This is a genomic window from Leisingera sp. ABM4_060 (assembly GCF_056158765.1).
This window is the reverse complement of sequence record NZ_JBSWTX010000001.1, coordinates 601,747-626,673: the sequence shown is the minus strand read 5'-3', so window position 1 is coordinate 626,673 and position 24,927 is coordinate 601,747. Positions and strand designations below refer to the sequence as shown.

30 protein-coding genes and 2 tRNA genes are annotated in these 24,927 nt (G+C 59.9%); 17 read left to right on the top strand and 15 right to left on the bottom strand.

Features of this window, described 5'->3' with window-relative positions; all coding sequences use genetic code 11:
- Positions 1-201: 201 nt before the first annotated feature.
- The 7 genes from ACXAEH_RS03130 to ACXAEH_RS03100 all read right to left on the bottom strand — a co-directional run bounded on the left by ACXAEH_RS03130 (position 202) and on the right by ACXAEH_RS03100 (position 5,791).
- Positions 202-279 (bottom strand) — tRNA-Met (locus tag ACXAEH_RS03130).
- Positions 280-360: 81 nt separating this feature from the next.
- Positions 361-1,173 (bottom strand): hypothetical protein, encoded by an 813-nt coding sequence (locus ACXAEH_RS03125; RefSeq protein WP_475031033.1) that lies wholly within the window; start codon positions 1,171-1,173, stop codon positions 361-363.
- A gap of 320 nt (positions 1,174-1,493) precedes the next feature.
- Positions 1,494-3,404 carry a hypothetical protein gene (locus tag ACXAEH_RS03120; RefSeq protein ID WP_475031032.1) on the bottom strand — a complete coding sequence of 637 codons (1,911 nt, stop codon included), beginning with the start codon at positions 3,402-3,404 and terminating at the stop codon, positions 1,494-1,496.
- 59 nt (positions 3,405-3,463) lie between these two features.
- Entirely contained in the window at positions 3,464-4,270 is an 807-nt protein-coding gene (locus ACXAEH_RS03115) for a DUF7146 domain-containing protein (protein ID WP_475031031.1), read from the bottom strand.
- Positions 4,270-4,665 carry a hypothetical protein gene (locus ACXAEH_RS03110; protein WP_475031030.1) on the bottom strand — a complete coding sequence of 132 codons (396 nt, stop codon included), beginning with the start codon at positions 4,663-4,665 and terminating at the stop codon, positions 4,270-4,272. The genes ACXAEH_RS03115 and ACXAEH_RS03110 overlap by 1 nt, the downstream gene beginning before the upstream one ends.
- Positions 4,662-5,516 (bottom strand): hypothetical protein, encoded by an 855-nt coding sequence (locus ACXAEH_RS03105; RefSeq protein WP_475031029.1) that lies wholly within the window; start codon positions 5,514-5,516, stop codon positions 4,662-4,664. Before ACXAEH_RS03105 ends, ACXAEH_RS03110 begins: the two co-directional genes overlap by 4 nt.
- Complete coding sequence (locus ACXAEH_RS03100) at positions 5,513-5,791, bottom strand: hypothetical protein (protein ID WP_475031028.1); 279 nt, start codon at positions 5,789-5,791, stop codon at positions 5,513-5,515. Before ACXAEH_RS03100 ends, ACXAEH_RS03105 begins: the two co-directional genes overlap by 4 nt.
- A 230-nt stretch (positions 5,792-6,021) precedes the next feature.
- On the opposite strand from ACXAEH_RS03100, the gene ACXAEH_RS03095 reads away from it, so the two are divergent.
- Both ACXAEH_RS03095 and ACXAEH_RS03090 read left to right on the top strand, forming a co-directional pair.
- Entirely contained in the window at positions 6,022-6,291 is a 270-nt protein-coding gene (locus ACXAEH_RS03095; RefSeq protein WP_475031027.1) for a hypothetical protein, read from the top strand.
- Between the two features lie 226 nt (positions 6,292-6,517).
- Positions 6,518-6,787 carry a hypothetical protein gene (locus tag ACXAEH_RS03090; RefSeq protein WP_475031026.1) on the top strand — a complete coding sequence of 90 codons (270 nt, stop codon included), beginning with the start codon at positions 6,518-6,520 and terminating at the stop codon, positions 6,785-6,787.
- Between the two features lie 72 nt (positions 6,788-6,859).
- On the opposite strand, the gene ACXAEH_RS03085 is transcribed toward ACXAEH_RS03090, so the two are convergent.
- Both ACXAEH_RS03085 and ACXAEH_RS03080 read right to left on the bottom strand, forming a co-directional pair.
- Positions 6,860-7,357, bottom strand: coding sequence for a hypothetical protein (locus tag ACXAEH_RS03085; protein WP_475031025.1), 498 nt, complete (start codon positions 7,355-7,357; stop codon positions 6,860-6,862).
- Between the two features lie 51 nt (positions 7,358-7,408).
- The gene (locus tag ACXAEH_RS03080; protein WP_475031024.1) at positions 7,409-7,657 is read right to left on the bottom strand and encodes a hypothetical protein; all 249 of its coding nucleotides are present in this window, start codon (positions 7,655-7,657) and stop codon (positions 7,409-7,411) included.
- A gap of 87 nt (positions 7,658-7,744) precedes the next feature.
- On the opposite strand from ACXAEH_RS03080, the gene ACXAEH_RS03075 reads away from it, so the two are divergent.
- Positions 7,745-8,059, top strand: coding sequence for a helix-turn-helix transcriptional regulator (locus ACXAEH_RS03075; protein ID WP_475031023.1), 315 nt, complete (start codon positions 7,745-7,747; stop codon positions 8,057-8,059).
- Between the two features lie 127 nt (positions 8,060-8,186).
- Positions 8,187-8,624, top strand: coding sequence for a helix-turn-helix domain-containing protein (locus ACXAEH_RS03070; RefSeq protein WP_475031022.1), 438 nt, complete (start codon positions 8,187-8,189; stop codon positions 8,622-8,624).
- A gap of 252 nt (positions 8,625-8,876) precedes the next feature.
- Here ACXAEH_RS03070 and ACXAEH_RS03065 read toward each other — a convergent pair whose 3' ends face one another.
- Positions 8,877-9,581, bottom strand: a complete 705-nt coding sequence (locus tag ACXAEH_RS03065) for a hypothetical protein (protein ID WP_475031021.1) — start codon at positions 9,579-9,581, stop codon at positions 8,877-8,879.
- A gap of 159 nt (positions 9,582-9,740) precedes the next feature.
- On the opposite strand from ACXAEH_RS03065, the gene ACXAEH_RS03060 reads away from it, so the two are divergent.
- The 4 genes from ACXAEH_RS03060 (at position 9,741) to ACXAEH_RS03045 (ending at position 12,403) form a co-directional block, all read left to right on the top strand.
- On the top strand, positions 9,741-10,004 hold the full coding sequence (locus ACXAEH_RS03060; protein ID WP_475031020.1) for a hypothetical protein: 264 nt from the start codon (positions 9,741-9,743) through the stop codon (positions 10,002-10,004).
- Between the two features lie 234 nt (positions 10,005-10,238).
- Positions 10,239-10,691, top strand: coding sequence for a hypothetical protein (locus ACXAEH_RS03055; protein ID WP_475031019.1), 453 nt, complete (start codon positions 10,239-10,241; stop codon positions 10,689-10,691).
- A 265-nt stretch (positions 10,692-10,956) separates the two neighbouring features.
- Positions 10,957-11,199 carry a hypothetical protein gene (locus ACXAEH_RS03050; protein WP_475031018.1) on the top strand — a complete coding sequence of 81 codons (243 nt, stop codon included), beginning with the start codon at positions 10,957-10,959 and terminating at the stop codon, positions 11,197-11,199.
- Complete coding sequence (locus tag ACXAEH_RS03045; RefSeq protein ID WP_475031017.1) at positions 11,189-12,403, top strand: hypothetical protein; 1,215 nt, start codon at positions 11,189-11,191, stop codon at positions 12,401-12,403. The genes ACXAEH_RS03050 and ACXAEH_RS03045 overlap by 11 nt, the downstream gene beginning before the upstream one ends.
- A gap of 89 nt (positions 12,404-12,492) precedes the next feature.
- Here ACXAEH_RS03045 and ACXAEH_RS03040 read toward each other — a convergent pair.
- The 3 genes from ACXAEH_RS03040 to ACXAEH_RS03030 all read right to left on the bottom strand — a co-directional run bounded on the left by ACXAEH_RS03040 (position 12,493) and on the right by ACXAEH_RS03030 (position 13,817).
- Positions 12,493-12,578, bottom strand: a tRNA-Leu gene (locus ACXAEH_RS03040).
- A gap of 107 nt (positions 12,579-12,685) precedes the next feature.
- A complete protein-coding gene (locus ACXAEH_RS03035; RefSeq protein ID WP_475031016.1) occupies positions 12,686-13,225 on the bottom strand; it encodes a tetratricopeptide repeat protein in 540 nt (179 codons plus the stop codon).
- Positions 13,226-13,346: 121 nt separating this feature from the next.
- Positions 13,347-13,817, bottom strand: coding sequence for an Lrp/AsnC family transcriptional regulator (locus tag ACXAEH_RS03030; RefSeq protein ID WP_475031015.1), 471 nt, complete (start codon positions 13,815-13,817; stop codon positions 13,347-13,349).
- A gap of 126 nt (positions 13,818-13,943) precedes the next feature.
- Between ACXAEH_RS03030 and putA the strand changes: the two genes are divergently transcribed.
- The 4 genes from putA to ACXAEH_RS03010 are packed head-to-tail and all read left to right on the top strand — an operon-like array spanning position 13,944 to position 19,036.
- Positions 13,944-17,357, top strand: a complete 3,414-nt coding sequence (putA, locus tag ACXAEH_RS03025) for a bifunctional proline dehydrogenase/L-glutamate gamma-semialdehyde dehydrogenase PutA (RefSeq protein WP_475031014.1) — start codon at positions 13,944-13,946, stop codon at positions 17,355-17,357.
- Positions 17,358-17,410: 53 nt separating this feature from the next.
- A complete protein-coding gene (locus tag ACXAEH_RS03020) occupies positions 17,411-18,181 on the top strand; it encodes a rhomboid family intramembrane serine protease (RefSeq protein WP_475031013.1) in 771 nt (256 codons plus the stop codon).
- Between the two features lie 50 nt (positions 18,182-18,231).
- Positions 18,232-18,639, top strand: a complete 408-nt coding sequence (locus ACXAEH_RS03015; RefSeq protein WP_475031012.1) for a hypothetical protein — start codon at positions 18,232-18,234, stop codon at positions 18,637-18,639.
- A gap of 19 nt (positions 18,640-18,658) precedes the next feature.
- Positions 18,659-19,036 carry a GFA family protein gene (locus ACXAEH_RS03010; protein WP_475031011.1) on the top strand — a complete coding sequence of 126 codons (378 nt, stop codon included), beginning with the start codon at positions 18,659-18,661 and terminating at the stop codon, positions 19,034-19,036.
- Positions 19,037-19,193: 157 nt separating this feature from the next.
- Here ACXAEH_RS03010 and ACXAEH_RS03005 read toward each other — a convergent pair whose 3' ends face one another.
- Complete coding sequence (locus ACXAEH_RS03005) at positions 19,194-19,979, bottom strand: inositol monophosphatase family protein (RefSeq protein ID WP_475031010.1); 786 nt, start codon at positions 19,977-19,979, stop codon at positions 19,194-19,196.
- A gap of 191 nt (positions 19,980-20,170) precedes the next feature.
- Here ACXAEH_RS03005 and ACXAEH_RS03000 point away from each other — a divergent pair, with 191 nt between their 5' ends.
- Positions 20,171-21,190, top strand: coding sequence for an NADP-dependent oxidoreductase (locus ACXAEH_RS03000; RefSeq protein WP_475031009.1), 1,020 nt, complete (start codon positions 20,171-20,173; stop codon positions 21,188-21,190).
- A gap of 96 nt (positions 21,191-21,286) precedes the next feature.
- On the opposite strand, the gene ACXAEH_RS02995 is transcribed toward ACXAEH_RS03000, so the two are convergent.
- A complete protein-coding gene (locus ACXAEH_RS02995) occupies positions 21,287-22,192 on the bottom strand; it encodes a LysR family transcriptional regulator (protein ID WP_475031008.1) in 906 nt (301 codons plus the stop codon).
- 100 nt (positions 22,193-22,292) lie between these two features.
- Between ACXAEH_RS02995 and metF the strand changes: the two genes are divergently transcribed.
- The 4 genes from metF (at position 22,293) to ACXAEH_RS02975 (ending at position 24,927) form a co-directional block, all read left to right on the top strand.
- Positions 22,293-23,162: a methylenetetrahydrofolate reductase [NAD(P)H] gene (gene metF / locus ACXAEH_RS02990; RefSeq protein WP_475031007.1), complete on the top strand. Its 870-nt coding sequence runs from the start codon at positions 22,293-22,295 to the stop codon at positions 23,160-23,162.
- A gap of 64 nt (positions 23,163-23,226) precedes the next feature.
- Positions 23,227-23,712, top strand: coding sequence for a PaaI family thioesterase (locus tag ACXAEH_RS02985; protein ID WP_475031006.1), 486 nt, complete (start codon positions 23,227-23,229; stop codon positions 23,710-23,712).
- A gap of 80 nt (positions 23,713-23,792) precedes the next feature.
- Positions 23,793-24,281: a DUF2867 domain-containing protein gene (locus ACXAEH_RS02980; RefSeq protein ID WP_475031005.1), complete on the top strand. Its 489-nt coding sequence runs from the start codon at positions 23,793-23,795 to the stop codon at positions 24,279-24,281.
- A 115-nt stretch (positions 24,282-24,396) separates the two neighbouring features.
- Positions 24,397-24,927, top strand: coding sequence for a hypothetical protein (locus ACXAEH_RS02975; protein ID WP_475031004.1), 531 nt, complete (start codon positions 24,397-24,399; stop codon positions 24,925-24,927).

Below are 24,927 nucleotides of genomic sequence, written 5' to 3'. Positions count from 1 at the left end.
TCGCAGCAGGGTTGGTGATGCACATCTCGATCTTACCGCTGGGCGTATACTTGGCTCAGCCTTCATTGCCATCACAGAACACCGGCTACATTTCAATGGTGGCCACCTGGTCGCACTCTCCGATCTTGGGGCTTTGATGGTGGATCGCGCTGACCCAAAACTTTGCTTGGACAGTCATCTGCCTTCTCCTTCTTGTTGAACTGGTTGCGCGGGCAGGACTCGAACCTGCAACCTCCTGGGTATGAACCCGGCGAACTGACCAGCTGCTCTACCGCGGCATAGAAACACAAACGCCCGGCAGCAGGGTCTCTGCTCCGGGCGCAATTTGTGATGATGACACATGCCTGCCATCCGGGGAGGCTAACTGTCAACAGGATCGGCGCACCGGTATCCTTGCATGCGGTCCAACGCAGAGCACAGTGACAGCCTCAGTCCTTCCCTGCTCTTCTGATCAACGGACCATCCGTGCTTCTTCAAAACATCGGCGATCGCCATGTTTCCAAGGCACACCAGGTCAACCAGCCGTCGCACGTAGATAGCTTGGCGCTTGCGCCCTTCAGGCCGGATCCGCCTGACTTCCTTTGCCAGCCCGTTGCCGATCCGGCGGTGCAGTGCACGAAGTCTGGCAAAGTCCTGGAACACCGCAGCTTCCCGGTCACCGCCGTATGAACTTTGCCGCAGCGACTCGAGGGAGGAGCACTTGACCCCTGACGCATTGCAGCGCTCAGTCAGCGCAGCATAGTCACGGGCCGCAAAGATTTGACCATGGGTGAATGGCGGAACGAACGGCCCGGCTTTCTTGCCTTTGTCCGCATGGCTGCGCTGCGCCTGATCGGTCATCTTGTCGAACACATCGCGAACCCGGGCACCGCTTTTGCCTCTGTACCCCATGTGCTCCACCCGGGTTTGACCGGCGCCATGAGCTACCATTGCCATCGGATCAAAGGGCAGCAGCTCACCGCGTGCCGGCGCTGCTGGCATCTTGTCACTGCACCCTGCCGGTATGGCGCATCCGGACTTCACCATGCGTAGCGCGAAGTCGACGCGCGCCGCCTCTGTCATGGGAACTAGCTGCGCTACACCATCCCGATCGACTGCCACCAGGACGTCCCCATTGGCTGTACGATCACCTACCTTAACCGCGCTCGTAGCTTTCTGAGCCTTGGCTGCCATAGCTTCTGCCTCTTTCTGCGATGCGTAACGCTTCCTGCTGCACCGTTACGCCACCGTTACGCCCAGCGTTTCAGTGGCAAGTCTTTGTTTATTAATATCTTTCTTTCAATAAATAGAGTTGTGAAACAGCGTAACGCTTAGATCTGAATACATCCTCGCGCATGCGCGCGCCTCAGGAAGGCGCTGACTGCACCGTTACACCGTTACATGCATGAATTTTTCGGGTCTTTATCTAATAATATCAATTTCTTGCCCGCTCAACTTCAACCGTAACGATGGCGTAACGCTCACATCTTCACCGTTACGGATGCCCAACGATTTCACCCATCTGCCCCCTCTGTTTCAGCATCGGTCTTTTCCTCAAATCCCGGGAGGAAACGCGCGGGGACGATTAAGCCCCGTTGTGGTGGCTGGCCTCCCGTGCGCACAGAGCCCGGAGCGGGCTTGATATCGGGATCAGTGTCCAATGCATCCCGGTGGCTGCCACCGCGCCACCTGGTGCCTGCCAGAGCCTTGTCCAATTGCTGGTTCCGAGGATTGGCTATGAACAGGTCACGCTGAAACCTGTCCCCTGGCATGACCCTAAGCCCGAGCCGGGCTAGAAGCTTGTTCTCATATTCCCCGGACTTGGCGTCTTTGTATTCCTGGATGGCCAGGATGAGCTCATTTACCTGAACAAGCCCGCCATGGTCTTTGTGGATATAGGATGTGAGAATATGCCGCAAGCAACTCTGGGCCTCAGTCTCATCTTCGGAGGCCTGGTATTGCTCTATCAGAGGAGCTGCTATGGACCTTGCACGCTCGAGCCTGACGAGATCCTTTTCTCCGTTATCCGCATCTAGCAGCGGCGCTTCAAACAGCATCAGATCCCAACCGGCAAGCATCGATCCGATGGTGTCACCAACCCGAGCACTACCACCCAGACCTTGCACCATGGCGTTATATATCCTGTACGTCTGATCCCACCGCTGAGGAGCCAACCGGAGCATTCTGCGCCAGACCATTGGCCCAAACTTGGCTGCATCCTGCTCCAGTTCTATCAGACGCAGGGCATCATCCTCTGGCGTCCCAGAGGGTTCGCGAGATCCCATTGCCAGGACGACAAACCTGTTCTGGTCCTGCGGCTCCATTACACCGGGAATGATCGAGGCGAGCAGCCCGGCCCCATAAAGTTCAAACCGGATGCCCGCGTGATCGGAGGTCCCTTTAGCCACCCTGGCACCTTTGGCGCCAGACATCAGGCGGAAGAGTCCAATGACCTCTTCGATCTGACCATCGCCCTTTCTCTCTGATTCGTCGAACAGGCGGGCATAAGCCATCCTGTTCGTAAGCTGACGCACTGCCGCAGCAGAGGTGGTTTCTTCGACACCATTTGACATGCCGCCCAGCAGGCTCGAGATGATGTTCAGCAAGGTCGACTTGCCGCAGGAGGTTTGCCCCCGAATCCACATATGCGCGCGCCAATCCGGGTACTGCCCGAGCACGGCTTGACCGATCCAACCGATGACCAGATCGCCGGCACATGGAAGCCGCCAGGCCCACCCTCTTTGAATGCGCTCACGTATCCAGTCCAATTCATCAGCTGACACGATTTGCTCGCTTGGGCCGCTTCGCGACGGCACCGCAGGGTAAAGAGCGCCGCTCACCATTCGGCCCACCTGTTCCTCTTCTGGCGCGACTTCGAGCTTCTCGCCGAGATGAACGATTGGGTGGGCAGTTGCTCCTCTCCAGGTACCGAAGTGACGGATCGGCCGAGAAACATCGTAAAGCGGGAGTTCACTGCAGGCCCGCATCAGCTTGTCGGCGGCGATCGTGGAATTGAATTCGATATCTTTCGACTTCGGCGGGGCAAGATCCTTTAGATGCCGCAACGGTGTTTTCGAACCTGCTAGAAGGTTCACCAGGTTCTGCCGGTTAGAGATCGCGCCAGCACTCAACTCTGTGAGCTCCCCCCTGGCAGACAGGAAGTAATACCTGCCGCTGGTGGATCCCAGCGGTTGAACCGGGAAGTTGCCAGGCAGAATGCTGCTCTTCTTTGGACCACTGTCTGCGCCGCCACCCCCACTAACGCGTTTTCTGCGGTGCCCGCTGGAGGAAGCCGCGCTGGCACTCTTCCGGGGCGGGCTCTCAGAAGGCGCGCCTGAGGGAGGTTGCGAAGAAGATCCGCCGTCCATCGGTTGGATTATCTCCTCGCTTTCGAACGCGCTCTGCATTTCGTCATCACCGGCCATAGCTTGTCCCTTTCATTCTTGCTTATTGACCTGACCGCCGCGGGAAACGGCAGACAGACCTATTTCGCCCCGGAACCGATCCTGACGATCGAGGCGCGCAGCCCCGGCCGGAAGTACATCGCCCGCTTCAGCCCGCATTCCAGTTTCAGACGTTCGGCCGCGCTTTCCCCCGTCTGCAGAAACACAAGGCGCTTCACCCAGTGCGGAGGAACAAAACACTTGCTATCTTCCAGATCCGGGCTGCCGGAATACCGCTTACCCGCCTCCTTCAGCATCTTCCCGGCCATGTTCTTGAGATCGATACCCGCCCAGAAGGCCGCGGTCTCAATCCCGGAGGCACGCGCGGCGAACGCTCGCAGAGTGACCTCGATGCTGGCGCCCATCACCAGGGCCTCATGCTCTTCCGGCGTATCCAGCGGTATGAAGCCGCCCGACTTGGATCCGCACACCATGTCGGCCGGGAACGCCTGGCCATTGTGCTCGATCGGAGCCCGGCCGTGAGGCGGCGCCATATCCACCCAGGTTTGATGAACCCCCAGGATGCACCAGCCCTCGTCATAGATGGCTGCCGTCATGCACGGCCCCTTGTGCAGCTCCAGGTACGCACCGCCAATCTTTTTGATATATGAGTGCTTCAGAACGAACCGAAGGCAATCTGGGATCTCAGGCAGCTCGATCCCGCATGAAGCCAGGTAGGGTCCAACAATCCCGCGGTGACCACAACCAGACCGGCTCCAAAGCGCCTTGGCATCGGTAACCGCCTGCCTGCGCCAGGGATTGTCTTCCGGCGCGGGCGGTCGCGCCGGCGCAATCGGTGTAACAGTGTCAAAGGGGTCGCTACGGTCCACGAGATCTACTCCGTCCATTACGATTTCGCCTTACGAAACTTGCCGTCCGGATCGACCCGCTGCAGGAACTTCAGCCGGTCGCTGTCACCCATGGTTTCCCACAGCACCACGAACAGACGCTTGCGGGCGACGGACGCAAACTGCGTGCGCTCGATCCGCCGCAAGCCCTCTCCGACGTAAGCCTCCAGCTCTTGTGGAGTGGCGAGATCTGCCCACCACCTGGCATCTTCCCGGATGTCACCAAACGAAGTCAGTTCCGGTGAACCCGCCCCCGCTATGTCAAGCCAGGCGGCCAAAAGCTCGGCGACCGGTCGCCACTCCCGCTCCCGCACGTTGACCAGGCAATCATGCAGGTGGTTCAGCAGAGCCCTGGCTTCAGCGTCACGCTGATCGATATTTGGCCTCGCATTCAAACTCTTGCTCCGATGGCACCGTCGACAGCCCCTTTGCGCAGGAGCAGCCGGAATGACCTGACCGCCAGGGCGTAGTCTGAATGCTTAGCAAACTCCGGATCTTCGCGAAGCTCCCCTACCCGGTCGCGGATCCGCACCAAGTCGGTCCGTGAAACGAACGCTTCCAGATTTAATGCACACAGTCCCCGGTCTTCCCAGAGCATTGCGAGCCAGGGCTTCAGAATGCGGGCTTGGTAGAGTTGGACCTGCCCTGACCGCTCTGATCCTGCCAAGGCACGCAGCGCCCTAGTTATAACGGATTGCCCGTATTTCCGTTCAGCATATCCACGGATCAGTGCGATCGAGTAGATCTCCCCCGCGTCCCGCTGCCGGGAGGTCCTGTTGTATTGCATCAACCGGCAGCCCGCGGCCGACACGGCTGCATCAGCCTTCCTGGCCCATTCCTCCCCGGCCGTCAGGGCAGCCTTAAAGATATGGAACGCGCTGACATTGGTCCGCTCGCTGTTGATTGCTGAAAAGCAGGCTGCCTGCTGCTGAAGCGAGATCTCGGCAATCAGAACCGGCACCCGGGGTATCCCGGCCAGCGCTGCGCCATGCACCCTGTGCTGGCCGTCGATGATGGCAAACAACCTGCCGCCGCAAGGCGCTACTGTGACTGGCGTGAACTTGGCCCAATTGAACGTCTCTGCAATCTTATGGATCACCCGCCAGTTCTTTTCACCAAGCGGCCGCTGGTAGCTGTCGTCAACGACCATGCTGCTCACATCCAGCCAGCGCAACTCTGGCTCCGAGCGTGGAATATCCACTTCTATGGCTGGCCGCGCGGAAACATCGATCGGGCGAAGCGTCATTCCTGGTCCTCCTCCGGCGGCAATCCGGCTTCCAGTTCGTCAATTCTGTGGGCAAGGCGGCGCAGTTGAGTGCCCATGCCACGCTGAACAAACCCGGTGAACAGCGGCCGCAAGAGCTTGGGTTCAGTGGCCTCACCAGCAATCAAAGCGAAGGTTTTGCCGTGTTCCGGGTGGTTGCAGACCTCGAACAAGATATGCCCGACCCGGAAGCCTTCGCGCTTGTAGGTCGCGGGATCCGGATGCCGCCGGCGGGTTTTGACGCTGTGTGCACTCATGCTGCCTCGCCCGGAAAATGGGCGTGCGGTGGAAAGACCAACCGCACGCCCCTGTCTAACAGGGAGGTAAAGGGGGCTGCATGCAGGCGCGCCAGCCCCCGTTCAGCGCGTGTACCGGGGTACGGCACCCCGTCGCCTGCCGCATTACAGCAGGCAACCGGTGCTTGACACACGCCCCAGCTGCCTGCACCTCTCGCAAAACGCCAATATTTGACGAAAGGAATCCTTGAATGGATGGTCTCACCCCGGAAGAGCAGCGACTTCAGGACTTGGAGACCCGTGCGCACTCCAACAACATGCTGATTGCGCTGATGATGGCCTGCAACGCTCGAAATGAACCCCTGACACCTCAGCAACTCTCTGAACTGAAACCCTTGCTGTATAGGTGTTTCAACGAGACCGAGATGATGGAAGCAGTCTTTGAAACCGGCGAGTTCGCCGAGGAAATCCTGAACTTTGTTTTCAATACCTCCTCGGAAGAGATTACGCCGAATCCCTGACAAACTCCGCCTTTCCTTCGACACGGACAATCTTGGTGGGTTTGCATGCATGCCCACCGCTTTCGGCTGCCTTTCGACGCTGCCACTCGAAGATTTCCAGCCTGCAGCGGTATCCGATGTCGAACCGGTACCGAAACCAGTGAACAACCTTTTGGCGGAATGTCTTATGATCTGCTGGCATAGGCCTGCCTCCTCTTGAACAACGTGATTGGTGAAAGGAAAAACGATGTCTGACGCCGGAGAAAACCCACACAGCCTCCAGCGGGCCATGGAGCAGGAAGCCAAAATCAGCGCCTTGAAGCAGCAGGTCGCCACACAGGCAGCACGCATGGCAAAGGAAACCCGGAACCCGGAAGAGTTCATCATGACGCTCACCGCCCCTTTCCTACAAGGCCTGGAAGACGCCGAAGACCTCGACCCAGCCATGCAAATACTGCTGGAAGCCAGCGCAGAGCTGGCCGAGGACGTGGAGCAGATCGCTCTGTCACAACTGTAAGACGCAGCGTTTCAACCTCCAGCCTCCTGAGTGCGGAGAGGAAAGCTTGCTCTGTCGGGGGCGTCTGGCCGGTCATTTTCTGCCCTCCCGGCCGAGCTCTGCCTCGGTCGCGATACGCAGGTCCCGGAACCCTGCCTCGGCCTCACCGGCTTCCTTCGCAATCAATGCCGGATCGCCGGAACCGATTGCGGCAGCAACAGCCTCACCGGATTCCTTGGCAGCCCTGGCTGCCAGGACCGCGCGCGGGATTGATGGCGGAACATTTCCTTCCGGTATCTCCCCCAACGCCTGCAACACCCGCCGATCGCCGGTAAGCGCCATGAGTGCATAGAGATCGAAGATGTCCCAGGCGCGACTGCCGTTCATCTTGCGGGAAAACCCGCCGTAATCGACCTCCCGGTCTTCCAGGCTGCGCCCTTCCCAATACTCAGCGATCTCCCGGGCAGCGCAGTTCTGCTTGCCTGGGTAGTGGCGGGTCACCAGTCCGCGCATCAATGTGTGCAGGTAGGCGCGTTGGTTAGCCATGGTGCGCAACCCCATTGTTTTGGTGCGCCCAACATAGCGTGCCATCTAGTGTGAATGAACACGGCAAGATCAGATCAAGGGGCAACACCGGGTGCTTCATTCAGCGGTCTCCGCCCGTTTAAAGCGGAACAGAATATGTGGGCATTCAAGCCCACTCTCCCGGCACATATCGCTAACCACCCCAAACCAAGACGCCGGCATCGTGCCATCCCAGACCGCTTGGGAGATCGCTTTTTTGCCAGCTTCAGGCTTTTTATTCGCGTCAAAGATCCGCAGGCGTACATCTTCGCGTCCAAGCGCATCGAGCAGTTTTCCAACAGTCGGATTTCGAGGATCGAAGGTCATGAAACCAGTTATCTAAATTATTTAGATACAGTCAAGCCACCAAACCTTGGATAGTCTAATTTTTTTAGAGGAAGTAACCTCAGGCTCATGGAGCATAAGAGAGTCACAGGCAAGTTTTCGGAGATCTCAAATCGTCTTAGAGCAGTTCGAGCCTTCTATGAGATGAGCTCAAAAGACTTCGCTGAAGGCGCCGGGGTTCCGACGAAAAGCTACTCCCAATGGGAGAGCGGCAGTTTCCGGATATCTATCGACGGCGCGTTGAAAATACAGGAACGGTACGGGCTTTCCCTCGACTTCATATACTTGGGCAAGTTGGATGCATTGCCGAACAAGATAGCAATTGCCCTGTCATCTAGCCCCCTGCTCAAAAACTCGAGCGCATCTACAGAAAGCCCGGACTGAGCCGCAGCAACGAGCAACGCATCCAATAGTTCGTCTTCCACTTTCCGGCCTCCTCAACCGGGAGTAGCATCCCGCCTTTGCATCTGTTATGCAACAAAGTACACACTGTGTGGAAAATGTTAGACAGATGGCGAAAATTCACGACAAGATCGACGCCCTCCTGCACGACCTCGGGCTTTCACGAAGGGCCGCGGCTAAAAGGTGCGGCTTGAAGCCTGGCACATTCAATAGCGCCTTAAAAAACAAACGGGAAATCGGATGGTCAACGGTCGACGCCCTATCGAGAGGGCTTGGGGTTTCGTTCAGCTATTTTTCGTCCGCAGGCGTCGAACTTTCCCTTACTCAGGAAGCGCACGAGCAAGAACTGAAGCAGCGCGCCCACTCAATTCTCGACTCCCGGCTGAAATCGACTGCCCGAAGCCAACAATACGTCGGCACCGATGTTTCTTTGCAGGACTTCCTCGACTGGTGGTTTGCAAACAGCGGCCGCCTAGAGGGCTTTGATCAGTTAGCCCATCGAGTAGATACCTTTGAAGTTCCAGACAAAGAAAGCAACCGGATTTAACCGATTTCGGTCGGCCCCAACAGCTTGGCAGCAATATGTTTTGAGGTTTCAAACAGCTCTCGCTTAAAGCAAACGCTCAACGGCTTCAGTGAGAAGCTGAACGCCGACCTAGTGCTGGCTCACAGCGAAGCCATCAGCAAGGGCGAGCCAGTCATAACCCACCCCTCAATTGACGAACACCTGCTAAACGGGCGCAGATTCACCCGTCAGTACAGGCGCGTACTTGCGCCTGTCTATTTGCCCGACGGCAAGCTATTGGTTGTCAACTTTTCCCAAGACATCAAGTTCTAACAGATCACACAGCAACATGTGCTCCAACTCTGTTCTCGAAGCAGATACGAGCCACTCACTGCTACTTCGCACTTCGGGCTCCGGTTCGCGCCATCGCTGCGCCTTGGGAATGGATCTAGAGAAACCATAGACGAGATCCAGCCTCGCTTGCATGTGACTTTCCGGAATGAACGCATAGACCCAGTCGATGCTCCACTTCAAAACCGTCAGAGCGTGGAGCATGCGCATAAATGGCTTTAAGCGGTCGCCACGCCTGCCCCTATGCCCAGCTTTAAAATGCAACTCACCGATATAGGCCAAACGACCACGATATTCAGAAACTACCGTCTCCGCCACGGCCTCGACACCACCTCCAGTTTTACCGGGGAACTGATGGCGAGAAGTTCGCAACAGGTAGTCCGCGAGGCTCTCTCTTCCCAGATCCTGGAGCATTGCCGCTGCACCACCCACATAATTGCCACCCTCCTTCAGAAACAGCCAAAATGCTGTGTTTTCAGTGTGGTCTGCTCGGACCGCGGAAAATCCGGGCATCTGAAACGTTCGGCCAGTATCCATCGCAAGACTTGGAACCCGATCGAAGTCCGAGGTCATTTCTATTTCCAAGCCTTGCCCCTCCAAAGCCTGCAGATAACCCGAAACCACCCTTCCAAGTTCCAGCTCATTCATGGTCAACTTCCCCGCTAAGACATTGAGATAAATTCAATTCTGACAACTTAACCGATTTTTGGTTCGCACATCAGGCTCCTTAGATCTAAGTTTTTTAGATTTTCTTCTTGAACATCTAAATTATTTAGACTTTACTGCCTCCAGAAAGGGAGGCCCAAAATGCGTACAGCCAGAACCAGCCAAACCGTCAAAGACGCGCTTGAGATCTGCAGTAATCCAGATCAATTTTGCAATATCCCTTCGCTGTTCCAGTCATCCTGGGCAACGCTCAAGGAACAACGCGGCCAGCGGATGAACCTAGGCACACTGCCGCCGATGGCGCACCGCGTTGAGCCGAACTGCAGCCTGATCTCCCGCATCCGAAGCCACGCACAAGCCAATGGCTACCAGCTGCGGAACCACGGCCTGCCCCGCCCCAAGTAGTCTCTTCGCGCCGGCTTGCTTCGGCACGATCGCGCGGGCGGAACGCTCCCCGTCAAATTCCTCCTCCGCCCGCGCACTCAACATCCCAATCAAGAATTGCCAAGGCCCGAAACCTGCCAAGGCGAGCACTGGCCGGAGGGAAGAGGCACCCTCCGGCCCCTTTAATCACGCTCGCCCCGGGCGCAACGCCACCACTCACGACAGACGGAGCCAGGGCGGGATCAGGAGAACCGCATGCAACAGCAGTGCACACCCACACCGATGAACGCATACTCCGCGGCCCTAAACCTGCGGGACCTCGGCACCAACGGCCGGGCCGAGCTCTTCAGTGCCTTTGGCGGCAAGGTGCGCCCTGCTGACGAGACCCCGGTCGACCATGCCGACACCAGGTGGGTTGTGGAGTTTCAAGGGATCTCCGCCGAAGGGGCTGACTTTCCGGAGGCCATGGATGCCTGGATCACCAAAGTCATCCAGCACCACGAGAAGGCACGCACCTGGTTGGATCAGATCCAGGAACTTGCCCGCGACGGTGATGTGCATCACAGCATCTGCGAGCCGGAGTTTTCTGAAGAGGGTCGCGACCCTCAAGCCGCGAGCTGGTTGTGGATGGTCGTCCTGCTCCCCGCCGGCGCCCTCTTCTGGATCGCTCTCCACGCTGCCTGGCTGGGCCTCAGATCACTGTTTTAGCCCCGCCCTGGCCTTGATCCGTGAGTGAGCCAGGGCGGGAGAAAGGAGGAACCATGAACACCGTCGCCCCGCCAGAATTGGAGGACTGAAAATGAAGAGCCGCCGGCAGAAAGATCCCCTGATGCACGTTCCTCGCCCGTCGACCAACCGACGATCACAGCGGTCGGCCATCTCGCAGGCTCAAACAGCCAGTGCCAATTACAGGAAGAATATCCCAATCACGCTGAAACCCCTGCCCAACGAATTAAAGAAGGACGCCTAGGCCATGGAAAAGCTCTACGTCACGGACGCAGAAATCGCCAAAGCGCTTGGCATGAAGCTTCCGTGTTTCAAGGGTAAATCAACCATGCTCGAACAGCAGTACGGGTTTCCGCGGATTGACCCGGCTGTGGGGCTCCGCCATCGTGAGGCAGTTGAGGAATGGGCGCGCGAGCGCAACATGAGAAAAGCGACGACGCGTCCCGAGTGGTTGTCGAAAACCAACCAAGAGAACCCTAATGCCTTTTGAACAAAGCGTGTGGGATGACAGCGATCCCACTTATGCGCCGTGCTTAAAGCACCGCAAAGACCGCGGCACCTATTTCTGGAGACCTCCCAAGAAATACCTGGATGCTGGCTACTCCCTCAGGACTTACCCCTTGGACGGCAAGGAAGGTGACGGTCAGGATTTAGAGCGCGCCCGCCACTGTCGTGCCCTGACCCGCGAAATGCTGGAATGGTACGAAGGAAAAAGGAACGGCCGGCAACCTGGCACCTGGGGCTGGCTGATCGGCCGCTACAAAGCCGACGAATTCAGCAGTATATGGGAAGTCCAGCCTCAGACGCGGGAACAGTACCTTAAGATACTGCGGTATCTGGAGAATGCCATCGGCGAGGTTCTGATTGCCGACACCGACTATGAGCGCATCATGATGTGGAAGCGCCAGATGGTGGAGAACGGCCGCTCTGTTCACTACATCAGCAATTGGTTTCGTCACTGGAGCCTGATCGTTTCTCACGGGATCAAGATCGGCAAGGATGACGGCGTGCGAGAACAATGTCTGCAGATCAAGGCGATCCGCGAAGAGATGCGTATTCAGGCCCCGCCACGGCGCAGCACTTTTGCCACCCGCGACCAGATCGAGGCCGTTGTGCAAGAGGCCGACCGCCGCGGCTGGCGCCATGTTTCCTTGGCGGTACTGATCCGGTTCGAATTCTTGCTGCGCGGCGTGGACGTACAGGGCCAATGGGTCAACGCCGGAGGTCGGCGGGGCGGCATACAAGACGGCGGCCAAATGTGGGTCGACGGCCTAACCTGGGACATGTTCGACGCTGAGCTCAAAACCTTCTCGAAAGTCATCAGCAAGACAAGGAAGAGCCTGCCAGATCCGTACGAATTCGATCTGACCAACACGCCTAACATTCGCCGGCGTCTGCAGGCTGTTCCCAAGGAACAGCGGACAGGGCCTGTCATTGTTCTGACAACAGGGCGGCCGCCGAAGAACGGAGGGATAACTCGGAACTTCAAGAAAATCGTCCGCGACCTGAAGCTGCCGGAGAAACTTCAAATCCGCGACACCCGGTCTGGAGGGATCACAGAGGCGAAAACGCTGGTCGATCCGAAGACGCTTCAGCATGCCGCCCAGCATACGCAGGGCTCGACCACGGACATTTACACCCGTGACCGTTCAGGCGCCGCGAACAACGTTGTAGCGCTCAGGAAAAGGCGCTGAGAACGCAACGAGTACCAACTTGAGTAACCAACGAGTACCACCTCAATTTTCTGGAATGGCGCACACTGGAGATTTCCTTTTGAAATCAATGGTGCGGACGGCGGGACTCGAACCCGCACGGCCATAGGGCCAGGAGATTTTAAGTCTCCGGTGTCTACCATTCCACCACGTCCGCACTGGGCCCGGAACACGGCGCCCTAGCCGCAGGTCTAGCCTCCAGACAAAGCACGGACAATCGGTTTTCAGAGTTTACAAAAAATTTTTCCCGTCATGCGGTTGCCGCTACAGCTCCACGTCCCCGGACCCCGGCGGCGCAAGCGGTCCTCCGGGGGCCGCGAGATGGCGTTCCGGCAGCCAGGGATTCAGCGCCAGCGCTTCGGTGAGGGCAACGCGCGCCTCGTCCAGCCGTGACAAGCCATAAAGCGACAGCGCCCGCCCGCTCATCGCGGCGATGTGGCGGGGCGACAGCTCCAGCGCCCGGTCCAGATCAATCAGCGCCGCAGCAAAATCCCGGCGCAAGTAGTGCACGAAGGCGCGCTGGTTATATCCCTCGGCATAATCCGGGCAATAGGCGATCAGCTGGTTGAAGTCCTCCAGCGCGCCAAGAAAGTCAAAAGATGACCGGCGGGTCATGCCGCGGTTCAGTATTTCCTGCGCCTGCTCATCCGGGGCATCAGCCCAGAGTTCCCACATCCTGCCGGCAATCTCGCGCGCCTGACCTTCGGTTTCGGCCTGCTGGACCTCATTCAGCAGCGCGTCCAGCGGCGCGTTGTGGTCAGGTGCTGCCGGGCACTCCGCTGCGGCAGCAGAAGCCGTAGCCATGCCGCAAACAGCCGCTGCGGCGGCAAACGCGGATCGGAACGGGGTTTGGAGCAAGGAAAACAGCATACCTCTATGCTGGCACAATTGCGTCAGCGATCAAGTCAACTGGCCGTGCGCAAGGTTACAGCGGCCCCAGCGCGCCGTCCTCCTTCACCGCCTCCATCGCCACATAGGTGGAGGTTGAGGCGACATGCGGCAAGGAGGAGATCTTCTCGCCCAGCACCGCCCGGTAATCGGTCATCGAACGGGTGCGCACCTTCAACAGGTAGTCGAAATGCGAAGCCATCATATGCGCCTGCTCGATTTCCGGCAGTTTTGCCACCGCCGCGTTGAATTTGGCCAGAGCGGCTTCGCGGGTGTCGTTCAGTTTCACCTCGACAAAGGCCACATGGTCGAGCCCCAGCCGGATCGGATCCACCAGCGCCCGGTAGCCGGTGATGATGCCCTCCGCCTCCAGCCGCCGCAGCCGGGTCTGGGTCGGTGTCTTTGACAGGCCGATCCTGCGGGCAAGGTCGGCGATGGAGATCCGGCCGTCCTCAGCCAGGACATTCAGAATCGCGCGGTCGGGCCGGTCAAGATCTTCAGAGTTCATTCGGACTTTCACTTACGCAATTTTTCGCCATCCCGGACTATGCATAGCGCATCTTTAGGCGATTGTCCCGCCTGAAAGGATGTATTCTAAGCAAAAGCCCTGCACACCTTATGTGGAGTTACCTGCATGACCACCCAAGCCAAACTGCGCCACCGGATCGACGCCGGCACCTATGCCGACCAAGCAGCGATCCGCGACCAGCTGATTGCCCAGGCAGCCCTCTCCGATGCCGACCGCAGCCGTATCTGCGCCAACGCCGCCGCCTTGGTGCGCGACATCCGCGGCCATTCGGCGCCGGGGCTGATGGAGGTGTTCCTGGCCGAGTACGGCCTGTCGACCGACGAAGGTGTCGCGCTGATGTGCCTGGCCGAGGCGCTCTTGCGGGTGCCGGATGCCGACACCATCGACGCACTGATCGAGGACAAGATCGCGCCCTCCGACTGGGGCAAGCACCTGGGCAAATCCACCTCTTCGCTGGTCAACGCCTCCACCTGGGCTTTGATGCTGACCGGCAAGGTACTGGACGAGGAACGCAGCCCCATCGGTGCCCTGCGCGGCGCCATCAAACGCCTGGGCGAGCCGGTGATCCGCACCGCCGTCAGCCGCGCGATGAAGGAAATGGGCCGCCAGTTCGTCCTGGGCGAAAGCATCGAAAGCGCCATGGACCGCGCCGCCGGGATGGAGGCCAAAGGCTACACCTATTCCTACGACATGCTGGGCGAGGCTGCCCGCACCGAGGCGGATGCCGCCCGTTACCACCTGGCCTACTCCAAGGCGATCTCGGCCATTGCCGCTGCCTGCAACAGCGACGACATCCGCAAGAACCCCGGAATTTCAGTGAAACTCTCCGCCCTGCACCCGCGCTATGAACTGGCGCAGGAAGAGAGTGTGATGGAGCACCTGGTGCCGCGCCTGAAGGCGCTGGCACTGCTGGCCAAGGCCGCCAAGATGGGCCTCAATGTCGATGCCGAAGAGGCCGACCGCCTGTCGCTATCGCTGGAGGTGATCGATGCGGTGGTCTCGGACCCGGCGCTGTCGGGCTGGGACGGCTTTGGCGTGGTGGTGCAGGCCTATGGCCCGCGCACCGGCCTAGCCATCGACGCGCTGCATGAAATGGCCAAAAAGTACGACCGCCGCTTCATGGTCCGCCTGGTGAAAGGCGCCTATTGGGACACCGAAATCAAGCGCGCCCAGGTCGAGGGCGTCGACGGCTTCCCGGTCTTCACCTCCAAGGCGCTGACCGATGTGTCCTATATCTCCAACGCCCGCAAACTGCTGGGGCTGACCGACCGGATCTACCCGCAGTTCGCCACCCATAACGCGCATACCGTCTCCGCTATCCTGCACATGGCCGAGGGCATCGGCAATGAACGGTTCGAGTTCCAGCGCCTGCATGGCATGGGCGAGACCCTGCACGGCATGGTGCTGGAGCAGAACAAGACCAACTGCCGGATCTATGCGCCGGTGGGGGCTCACCGCGATCTCTTGGCCTACCTGGTGCGGCGCCTGCTGGAAAACGGCGCCAACTCTTCCTTTGTGAACCAGATCGTGGACGAGAACGTCCCGCCCGAAGAAGTCGCTGCCGACCCCTTTGCAGAGGTTGCGGACATCACCCGCAAAATCCCGACCGGGCCAGAGCTTTATGCGCCGGAGCGCCCCAATTCCAAAGGTTTCGACCTTGGCCATGCTCCGACGCTGGCGCGGATTGAGGAGGCCCGCGCGCCCTGGCGGACCCATTCCTGGGAAGCCGGGCCGCTTATCGCTGGCGAGGCACAGCCCGAGGAGCCGCTGGATGTGACCAACCCCGCAGACCTCAGCGCGGTAGGCAAGGTGCGCTATTGCTCCAGCGCCGATCTGGAAACCGCATTGGCCGCAGCGGCCCCATGGAATGCCCCGGCGGCCGAGCGGGCCGCCGTGCTGAACAAAGCCGCCGACCTCTATGAGGAGCACTTCGGCGAGCTGTTTGCGATCCTCGCCCGCGAGGCCGGCAAGACCATCCCCGACGCAGTGGCAGAGCTGCGCGAGGCTGTGGATTTCCTGCGTTATTACGCCGCCCGCATCCCCGACGCGGAACCCGCTGGCGTGATCTCCAGCATCTCGCCCTGGAACTTCCCGCTGGCGATTTTCACCGGCCTGATCTCGGCGCCGCTGGCTACCGGTAACGGTGTGCTGGCGAAACCCGCCGACCCTACCCCTCTGGTCGCCCACCGTGCAGTGCAACTGCTGCATGAGGCCGGGGTGCCGCGCCATGCGCTGCAGCTGCTGCCAGGCCGCGGCTCCAAGGTCGGCGCCGCCATCACCGGTGATGCGCGGGTGGCTGGCGTCAGCTTCACCGGCTCCACCGCCACCGCCATGCGCATCCGCGCCACCATGGCCGACACCATGCGCCCCGGTGCGCCGCTGGTGGCAGAGACCGGCGGGCTGAACGCGATGATCGTCAACTCCACAGCGCTGCCGGAACAAGCAGTGCAATCGGTGGTCGAAAGCGCCTTCCAATCCGCTGGCCAGCGCTGCTCCGCCCTGCGCTGCCTCTATTTGCAGGATGACATCGCTGACAACGTGCTTGAGATGCTGCAGGGCGCCATGGATCTGCTGCAGGTGGGCGACCCCTGGCACCTTAGTACCGACAGCGGCCCGGTGATCGACGACAAGGCGCGCGCGGGCATCCTGGCCCATATCGCCAAGGCCCGCTCGGAAGGCCGTGTGCTGAAAGAGATCCGGCCGCCGCAAGCCGGCACTTTTGTCGGCCCGACCCTGATCGAGATTCCGGACATCGCCTGGATGGAAGAGGAGATCTTCGGCCCGGTCCTGCATGTGGTGCGTTTCAAGTCCCAGGAGCTGGACAAGATCATCGGCGACATCAACGCCACCGGCTACGGACTTACCTTTGGGCTGCACACCCGCATCGACGACCGGGTGCAGCATGTCTGCGACCGGGTGCATGCGGGCAACCTCTATGTGAACCGCAACCAGATCGGTGCCATTGTCGGCAGCCAGCCCTTTGGCGGCGAAGGCCTGTCGGGCACCGGACCCAAGGCGGGCGGCCCCGACTACCTCAGCCGCTTCTGCGCGCCGGACCGGAAGCAAAGCAGCAGCCGGTGGGAAACTACCACCTCAGCGGTGCCCGCAATCAGCGGCGTGCCTGCACAGCCCGTAACCACCACTCTGCCCGGCCCGACCGGCGAGTCGAACCGCCTGACCCTTTCCGCCCGCCCGCCGCTTCTGTGCATGGGACCCGGCGCCGAGGCCGCCGAGGCGCAGGCCAAGGAAGTTATCAGCCTGGGCGGCACCGCGATGAAGGCCGATGGCATGTTCGACCTGCAGCGGCTGGAAACGCTGCAAGGCATAGCCGGCGTGCTGTGGTGGGGCGACGAGGCCACCGGGCGGGAAATCGAGCAGGCTCTGGCCAAGCGTAACGGCCCGATCACCCCGCTGATCCCCGGCAAACCCGACCGCGCCCGCGTCCTCGCCGAACGACACGTCTGTGTCGACACCACTGCCTCCGGCGGCAATGCGCAGCTCTTGGGCGGCATGGCCTGAGGAGCAGCCGATAAGTGCTTGACGCTGGGCCATTTCCGGCCCAGCGTTTCCCCATGTTTCCATTACGAGATCACAACCCCTCCGGCCGCACGCCCTATGTCGTCTACGCCCTGATGGCGGTGAACATTCTGGCCTATATCTACTATTCAGCCAGCTATGCCTCGCCCCGCGCGCTGGCTGTATTCTATGACGCCTACGCAGTGGTCCCGGCCGAAATCAGCCACGGTTACGGGTTCGAGACCCTGTTCACCTCCATGTTCATCCATGCAGGGCTGATGCACCTGGGGGGCAATATGCTGTTCCTGTGGATCTTCGGCGATAACCTGGAGGATGAGATGGGCCATCTTCCCTTTCTCGCCTTCTACCTCGCCAGCGGCATCGGCGCCGGGCTGATCCATGTGTACTCGGCCCCCGGTTCCTGGGTGCCCACGGTCGGCGCCTCCGGCGCGATTGCCGGGGTGATGGGCGGCTATCTTTTGATGTTCCCCAAGGCCCGGGTCGATATCCTGCTGGTCCTGATCATCTATTTCCGCATTTTCACCATACCCGCCTTTGTCATGCTGGGCCTGTGGCTGGCGATGCAGTTCTTCGGAGGCCTCGGATCCGACCCCGACCAGGGCGGCGTCGCCTATTGGGCCCATGCTGGAGGCTTTGCCGTCGGGCTGTTCCTATGCCTGCCCCTGTGGCTGCGGCGCGGCGGTCCTGCGTTCTGGAACAAAACCCACGGGCTGCCGCCGCATCCGGAAAACGAGTACGAATACTCCGCCAGCCGCATCCCCAAACTGCCGCGCAAGAAGCGCAATCCGGGGCCTTGGGGGAAGTAGGCAAAGCTCTATAATCTTGCGAAAATAGCAGTCATTTTGGAAAACAAAAAATGATCAAAACCTTCATTTACAGTTGGGCACTAATTTTGCCAACACTGGCTTTTGGAGCAAACTGGCATTCATTCGGCACATGCAGCTTTCACACCGATCCAGACGGCGACGAAGCTTTCCAATTGACAAGCCAATCAGGGTGCCGACAGGATTTCTATGGTGGCACAGGCTTTGGACAAAGCGTATTCACATGGGAAAACGGCAACGTGGTCAACCTTGTGTACGAGATTGATCAGTACGGCAGAGAAACTTGGCAGCTAAACAGCAAACCAGTGCTTTTGCCAAACGTGGAATTCGGACGAGACGGAACCTCCGCAACTTTTGGCAATTGCTACGTTACAAAAGCGGAAAATGGATTCGAGACAACTTGTTTCAAGAGAATTGGCAAGCAGTTCCAAGGCCACTAGCCCGGCGAGGAGACACCCAATGCCCCACCTGAAAGCCACCTGCCACTGCGGCGCCGTTGAGATCGAGGCGGAGTTCCCCGAAGGCCTCGCCTCTGCCGTGCGCTGCGACTGTTCCTTCTGCCGGCGCCGCGGGGCGGCTGCCGTCACCGCCATTGCCGCCAGCCTGAAGGTGCTGAAAGGCGGCGAGAACCTCAGCCTCTACACCTGGGGCAGCCACACGGCGAAACACTATTTCTGCAAGACCTGCGGGATTTACACCCACCACCAGCGCCGCTCCGATCCGAAGGAGTGCGGCGTCAACCTGGGCTGTATCGAGGGCGCCAATCCGCGGACGCATCCGGAAACCTATGGCGAAATTGGCTGGCACGACGGGGTGAACCACCCATCCGATCAGTAGTTTAACATGCTGAGGGCAGCGCCTGATCCTGGGGACGGGTGCAACAGCGCCCTCCCTTTGGGGGTGGGTCGGGCACTGCCTGGCCCACCGGCCAGACGAAACATAAAAACGCGACCCAAAGGCCGCGTTTCCATTGCTTCAGATTTCCGGGACTGGATCAGCCGCGGATCACCTTGGCGAAATTCTCGAAGATCGGTTCGTTCGAGCAGACAACGGAGCCGCTGTCGATGATGCCCGCGTCCGCGTCGATCGCCTCGGCCAGGCCGCCGGCCTCTTTCACGATGATGATGCCTGCGGCCAGGTCCCAGGCATTCAGGCGGCGCTCCCAGAAGCCCTCGTAGCGGCCAGCAGCCACATAAGCCATATCCAGCGCGGCAGAGCCCCAGCGGCGCACACCGGCGCAGGCAGGCATCAGGCGGGCCAGATCCTGCAGGGTCAGCGGCAGGTCGGCGCGGCCGCCAAACGGCACACCGGTTGCAAAGATCGACTCGATCATCCGGTGGCGGCCCGACACGCGGATGCGGGTGTCGTTCATCCAGGCGCCGGCGCCCTTTTCGGCAAAGAACATCTCGTCCTTGGCGGCGTCATAGACAACGCCCGCGACGATCTTGCCCTTGTGCTCCAGCGCGATGGAGATCGCCCAATGCGGCAGGCCGTGCAGGAAGTTTGTGGTGCCGTCCAGCGGGTCGACGATCCAGCGGCGGGTGGGGTCTTCACCTTCGATCTCGCCGCCCTCTTCCGCGATCCAGCCATAGGTCGGGCGGGCATTGCGCAGCTCTTCCTTGATGATTTTCTCAGCGGCGATGTCGGCCTTGGAGACGAAGTCGCCCGCGCCTTTCATCGACACCTGCAGGTTCTCCACCTCGCGGAAGTCTTTTACCAGGGAACGGCCTGCCTTGCGGGCGGCCTTGATCATCACATTGAGGTTTGCGCTGCCAATCATATCTGCAGAATCCTGTCACGTCGGGGAGATGCCGGGTCAATGCGTGCCTATACGCGCCCTGCCCCCGCTTGCCAAGGGGCTTTGCCGTATTGGCTTCAACTGCTTTGACGCCCCGTCAGGGTCCTTGCAGATGTTGAATTCCCGCCCTGCGGCGCCCAAACTCCGCGGCAAGCAATTGAAGGAATCCCCCCATGACCGGACAGATGCAGCGCATTGTACTGGCAAGCCGCCCCGAGGCGCAGGCCAGCGAAGAGAACTTCCGCCTGGAAGGCATAGACATGCCTCAGCCTGGCGATGGAGAAGTGCTTGTAAAAGTTCACTATATGTCGCTGGATCCCTATATGCGCGGGCGCATGAACGCGGGCAAATCCTATGCGCCGCCTGTCGAAGTGGGCGAGACCATGACCGCCGGCGGCGTGGGCGAAGTGATGGCCTCGAACAGCCCGGACTTCCAGCCGGGCGACTTTGCCCTGGGCATGTTCGGCTGGGCCAGCCATGCCTGCGCAAAGGCCGCGGAGATCCGTAAGCTGGATCCGGATCTGGCGCCGCTGACGACTGCGCTTGGCGTTCTCGGCATGCCGGGGTTTACCGCCTGGCATGGCTTGGATGCCTACGGGAAGCCCCAAGCGGGTGAGACACTGGTGGTGGCCGCCGCCACCGGCCCGGTCGGATCAATGGTCGGGCAGCTGGCCAAGCAGAAAGGCCTGCGCGTCGTCGGAGTCGCGGGCGGCGCGGACAAGTGCAAGCTGGCAGTCGAGACCTTCGGCTTTGACGCCTGCCTCGATCACCGCGCCTATGCCAGCGCCGAAGCGCTCAGCGAGGCGCTGGCGGCGGAGTGCCCGAACGGCATCGACATCTATTACGAAAACGTCGGCGGCAAGGTGCTGGAAGCGGTTCTGCCCTTGATGAACAACTTCGGGCGCATCCCGGTTTGCGGCATGATCGCCTGGTACAACAGCGCCGAAACCAGCCTGACCGCACCTGCCATCTGGCGCTCGGTGCTGACCAAATTCCTGTCCGTGAACGGCTTCATCATCTTCAACCATTACGACCGCTATCCGCAGTTCCTGCAGGACGCTGCCCCCAAGATCGCCAGCGGCGAAATCAAATACCTGGAAGACATCGCCGATGGCCTCGAGAACGCCCCCAAAACCTTCCTGTCGATGATGCAGGGCGGCAATACCGGCAAGCAGATTGTCAAGCTGGTTTGACCCCAGCCGTTACGCTGCAATTTCGCGTAACCGCGCGGAGCGGGCACGGAAGCCGGACCGGCGCCGGGCCGCTCCGCGCCGAGCCAGACGCTGCGCCTATTTCAACTGCAGCTTACGGGCTTCGACCCTGGCCAGGCGGATCAGCTCCTGCATGAAGGGCTTCTCGCGGTCCTCCGCCCGGACTGCCGCATAAAGCCTGCGGGTGATACCCGCCTTGGTCAGCGGCCGGGTCACATAGTCCGAGGAATATTTCACCTCCCGCACCACCCAGTCCGGCAGCACCGAAACACCGCGGTTCGAGGCCACCAGCAGCAGGATCACCGCCGTAAGCTCCACCTGCCGGATCGTGGCCGGCTCCACCCCCGCAGGGATCAGCAACTGGCTGAACACGTCCAGCCGGGTTTTCTCCACCGGGTAGGTGATCAGGTTCTGGCCAATAAAATCCTGGGCCTCGATATGGGGCTTGTCCGCCAAAGGATGCTGGGCAGAGGCCACAAACACCGCATTATAGTCAAACAGCTCGATAAACTCGACACCCGCAATGTCCTCTGGGTCGGAGGAGACCACCAGATCCACCTCCTCCTTTTGCAGCGCGGGCAGCGCGTCAAAGGCCAGGCCGGGGCGGATATCCACGTCCACGTCACCCCAATTCTTGCGAAAGCCTTCCAGCACTGGAAACAGCCATTCGAAACAGGCGTGGCACTCGATAGCAATATGCATCCGGCCAGTGTTACCCTCGCGCAGCGCGGAAAATTCCGCTTGCGCCGCCTCCACTTGCGGCAAGACCTGCTCGGCCAGCCTGAGCAGCCGCAGCCCCGCAGGCGACAGTTTCATCGGCTTGGAGCGGCGGATGAACAGCTCGACGCCCGCCTGGTCCTCCAGCCCCTTCACCTGATGACTCAAGGCACTTTGGGTGATGTTCAGCTGGTCAGCCGCCCTTGCCAGCCCGCCGGCCTCATGAATGGCCTTGATGGTGCGGAGATGGCGGAATTCGATGTGCATCCTATCACGTCACTCATGTTGTTCTTGAGAATTATGAAATTGTCTCACATTGCTGCAGATGCAACAAGAGGCGAAATCAACCTAGCGAGAGACCCCGAGCATGACGACGCCCAAGATTTCCTTTGAATTCTTCCCGCCGCAAACTCTCGAAGCCTCCTTCCGGCTTTGGGACACCGTGCAGGTCCTCGCTCCGATGGATCCTCGGTTTGTGTCCGTGACCTATGGCGCAGGCGGCACCACCCGCACGCTGACCCGCGATGCAGTGGCGACGCTGCACAAATCCTCCGGCCTGAACGTGGCCGCGCATCTCACCTGCGTGAATGCCTCCAAAGCCGAAACGCTGGAGATTGCCGACCAGTTTGCCGAGGCCGGCGTGACTGAGATTGTCGCCCTGCGCGGCGACCCGCCCAAGGGCGAAGGCAAGTTCACCCCGCACCCCGACGGCTTTGCCAATTCGGTCGAGCTGATCAAAGGGCTGAAAGCGCGCGGCAATTTCAACATCAAGGTCGGCGCCTATCCGGACCGCCACCCGGAGGCCGCCGATCAATCCGCCGATGTGGACTGGCTGAAGCGCAAGCTGGACGCCGGTGCAGATGAAGCCCTGACCCAGTTCTTCTTTGAAGCCGAAACCTTCTTCCGCTTCCGCGACGCCTGCGAGAAGGCCGGGATCGACGGCAGCAAGCTGACGCCGGGCATCTTGCCGATCGAAAACTGGAAAGGCGCCCGCAATTTTGCCAAGCGCTGCGGCACCATCATTCCCGATTGGGTCGAGAACGCCTTTGACAAAGCGCTGCGCGACGACCGCGAGGAACTGCTGGCCACCGCACTTTGCACCGAGTTGTGCTCGGACCTGATGGAGGGCGGCGTGGAAAAACTGCATTTCTACACGCTGAACCGGCCGGAGCTGACCCGCGACGTCTGCTTTGCCCTGGGAATCACCCCCAAGGTCGCTCTGTCGAACGTGGCGTAAGCATTGCACCCGTGGCCGCGCGGTTTCTAATGGAGGGAACTTCCCCGCCAAGGACCCGCGCGCCATGCACTACGCCACAAAACCCGCCGACCTCTTGACCATGGAGCAGATCACCCGGATCTCCGGGCTCGCGTTCATGCAAGGCATTCTGGACGGCCGCCTGCCCGGTCCGCCGATTGCACAGACTTTGGGTTTTCATCTGCACAGCGTGGAAGACGGCCAGGTCGTGTTTCACGGCACGCCGGAATTCCACGTCTGCAACCCCATGGGCACCGTGCATGGCGGCTGGTACGGCACGTTGCTGGACAGCGCCATGGCCTGCGCAGTGATGACCAAGGTGCCGCAGGGCTCGGTCTACACAACGCTGGAGTACAAGATCAACATCCTGCGGCCGATCCCGCTGGGCACCAGGATCAGCTGCACGGGCGCCATCGACCACGCGGGCCGCTCCACCGGCGTCGCTCATGGCGAGCTGCGCGGGGTTGAAGACAGGCGCCTCTATGCCACCGGCTCCACCACCTGCATCGTAATGCAGATCTCCCCTCAGTAAGGTGTGTTTTGCGGCCTTGCCGCCCGCCTGCATCCGGCTATGCTGCGGCGCACAACACGCCTGCCGGAAAAGGACCGTCCATGCCACCGAGCAGCTTCGCCCGCGCCGCCACCGCCCGCATCCAAATTCTGGCGCCAGCCAGCGAGCTGGACTTCCTGGACACTCAATCTGTTGTCCTGCCCAAGCCACTGACACCGCTGGAAGCCTGGAACCTGATGCACGCCCGCCCGCTGCCTGGGCTGAAGCTGGCGTTCTGGCTGCGGGACACGGTCTCGGCCTGCTTCGGTGTCAAACGCATCGGCGGATTTTCCGGCCAGCCGCGCACATCTGTGCAGGCCGGGGACAAGCTGGATTTCTTCCTGGTGGAAGCGGTGTCGGACACAGTCCTGACACTCACCGCGAGGGACAGCCATCTGGACGTGATGACCTGCATCACCTGCAACAGCGATGTGCTCTCCATCACGTCCTCCGTGAAGACGCATAACTGGTTCGGCCGCGCCTACATGATCCCTGTCCGCCCGGCCCATAAACTGATTGTGGCCAGGATGCTCAAACGGTTCTTACAATAGCCAGAGGAACTAAGACGAAAACCTACGCAGAGAACTTTCCTGTCCGCCCAACAAACCAGCGGGCTAACGAGACAGTGCGACCAGCAAGGGAACTCAAAGATTGAAGCCCAAAAGATTGTTCAAACACATCCTCTACTCCTTTAAGAAACCGACCTTACAGTTACTTTCCATTTCTATTTTGTCGTCAGCCTTTGCGCCGGCCAGCGCCTCGGAAAACGATTTATCGTTTGTCCAAGAGTTGGGCCGTCCCGCAAAAATTTCCTATTTCAATCCAGTTCCCGGACTACAGGAAAAGTTACATGAGATTGACGAGAATAGCGAGATTGACACCGACGCAGGTTGGCGCATGTTCAGTGAACCTGACGTGTGGCTGTTTTTTCTAGCAAACGGGGACGAAATTGAAATATTACCCGTTGAAATAATTTCCTTTTTAAGGCGAGAAAAACAGCGGCCAAGCGGGCCGTTTTCAAGATATGAGATTACCTTTCCGGATGGCAGCAAAAAGCTTCTGCTATTCACGATGATGGAACCGTTTCTGAAGCATGATCTGACCTCTTATCGCTGTAAAATTGCATTCACAGTCAAATGGGCCATTACGGCATCTCCCCAAGCGCTACAGCAGGACGTCCCAATGAGCTGTCCTTGA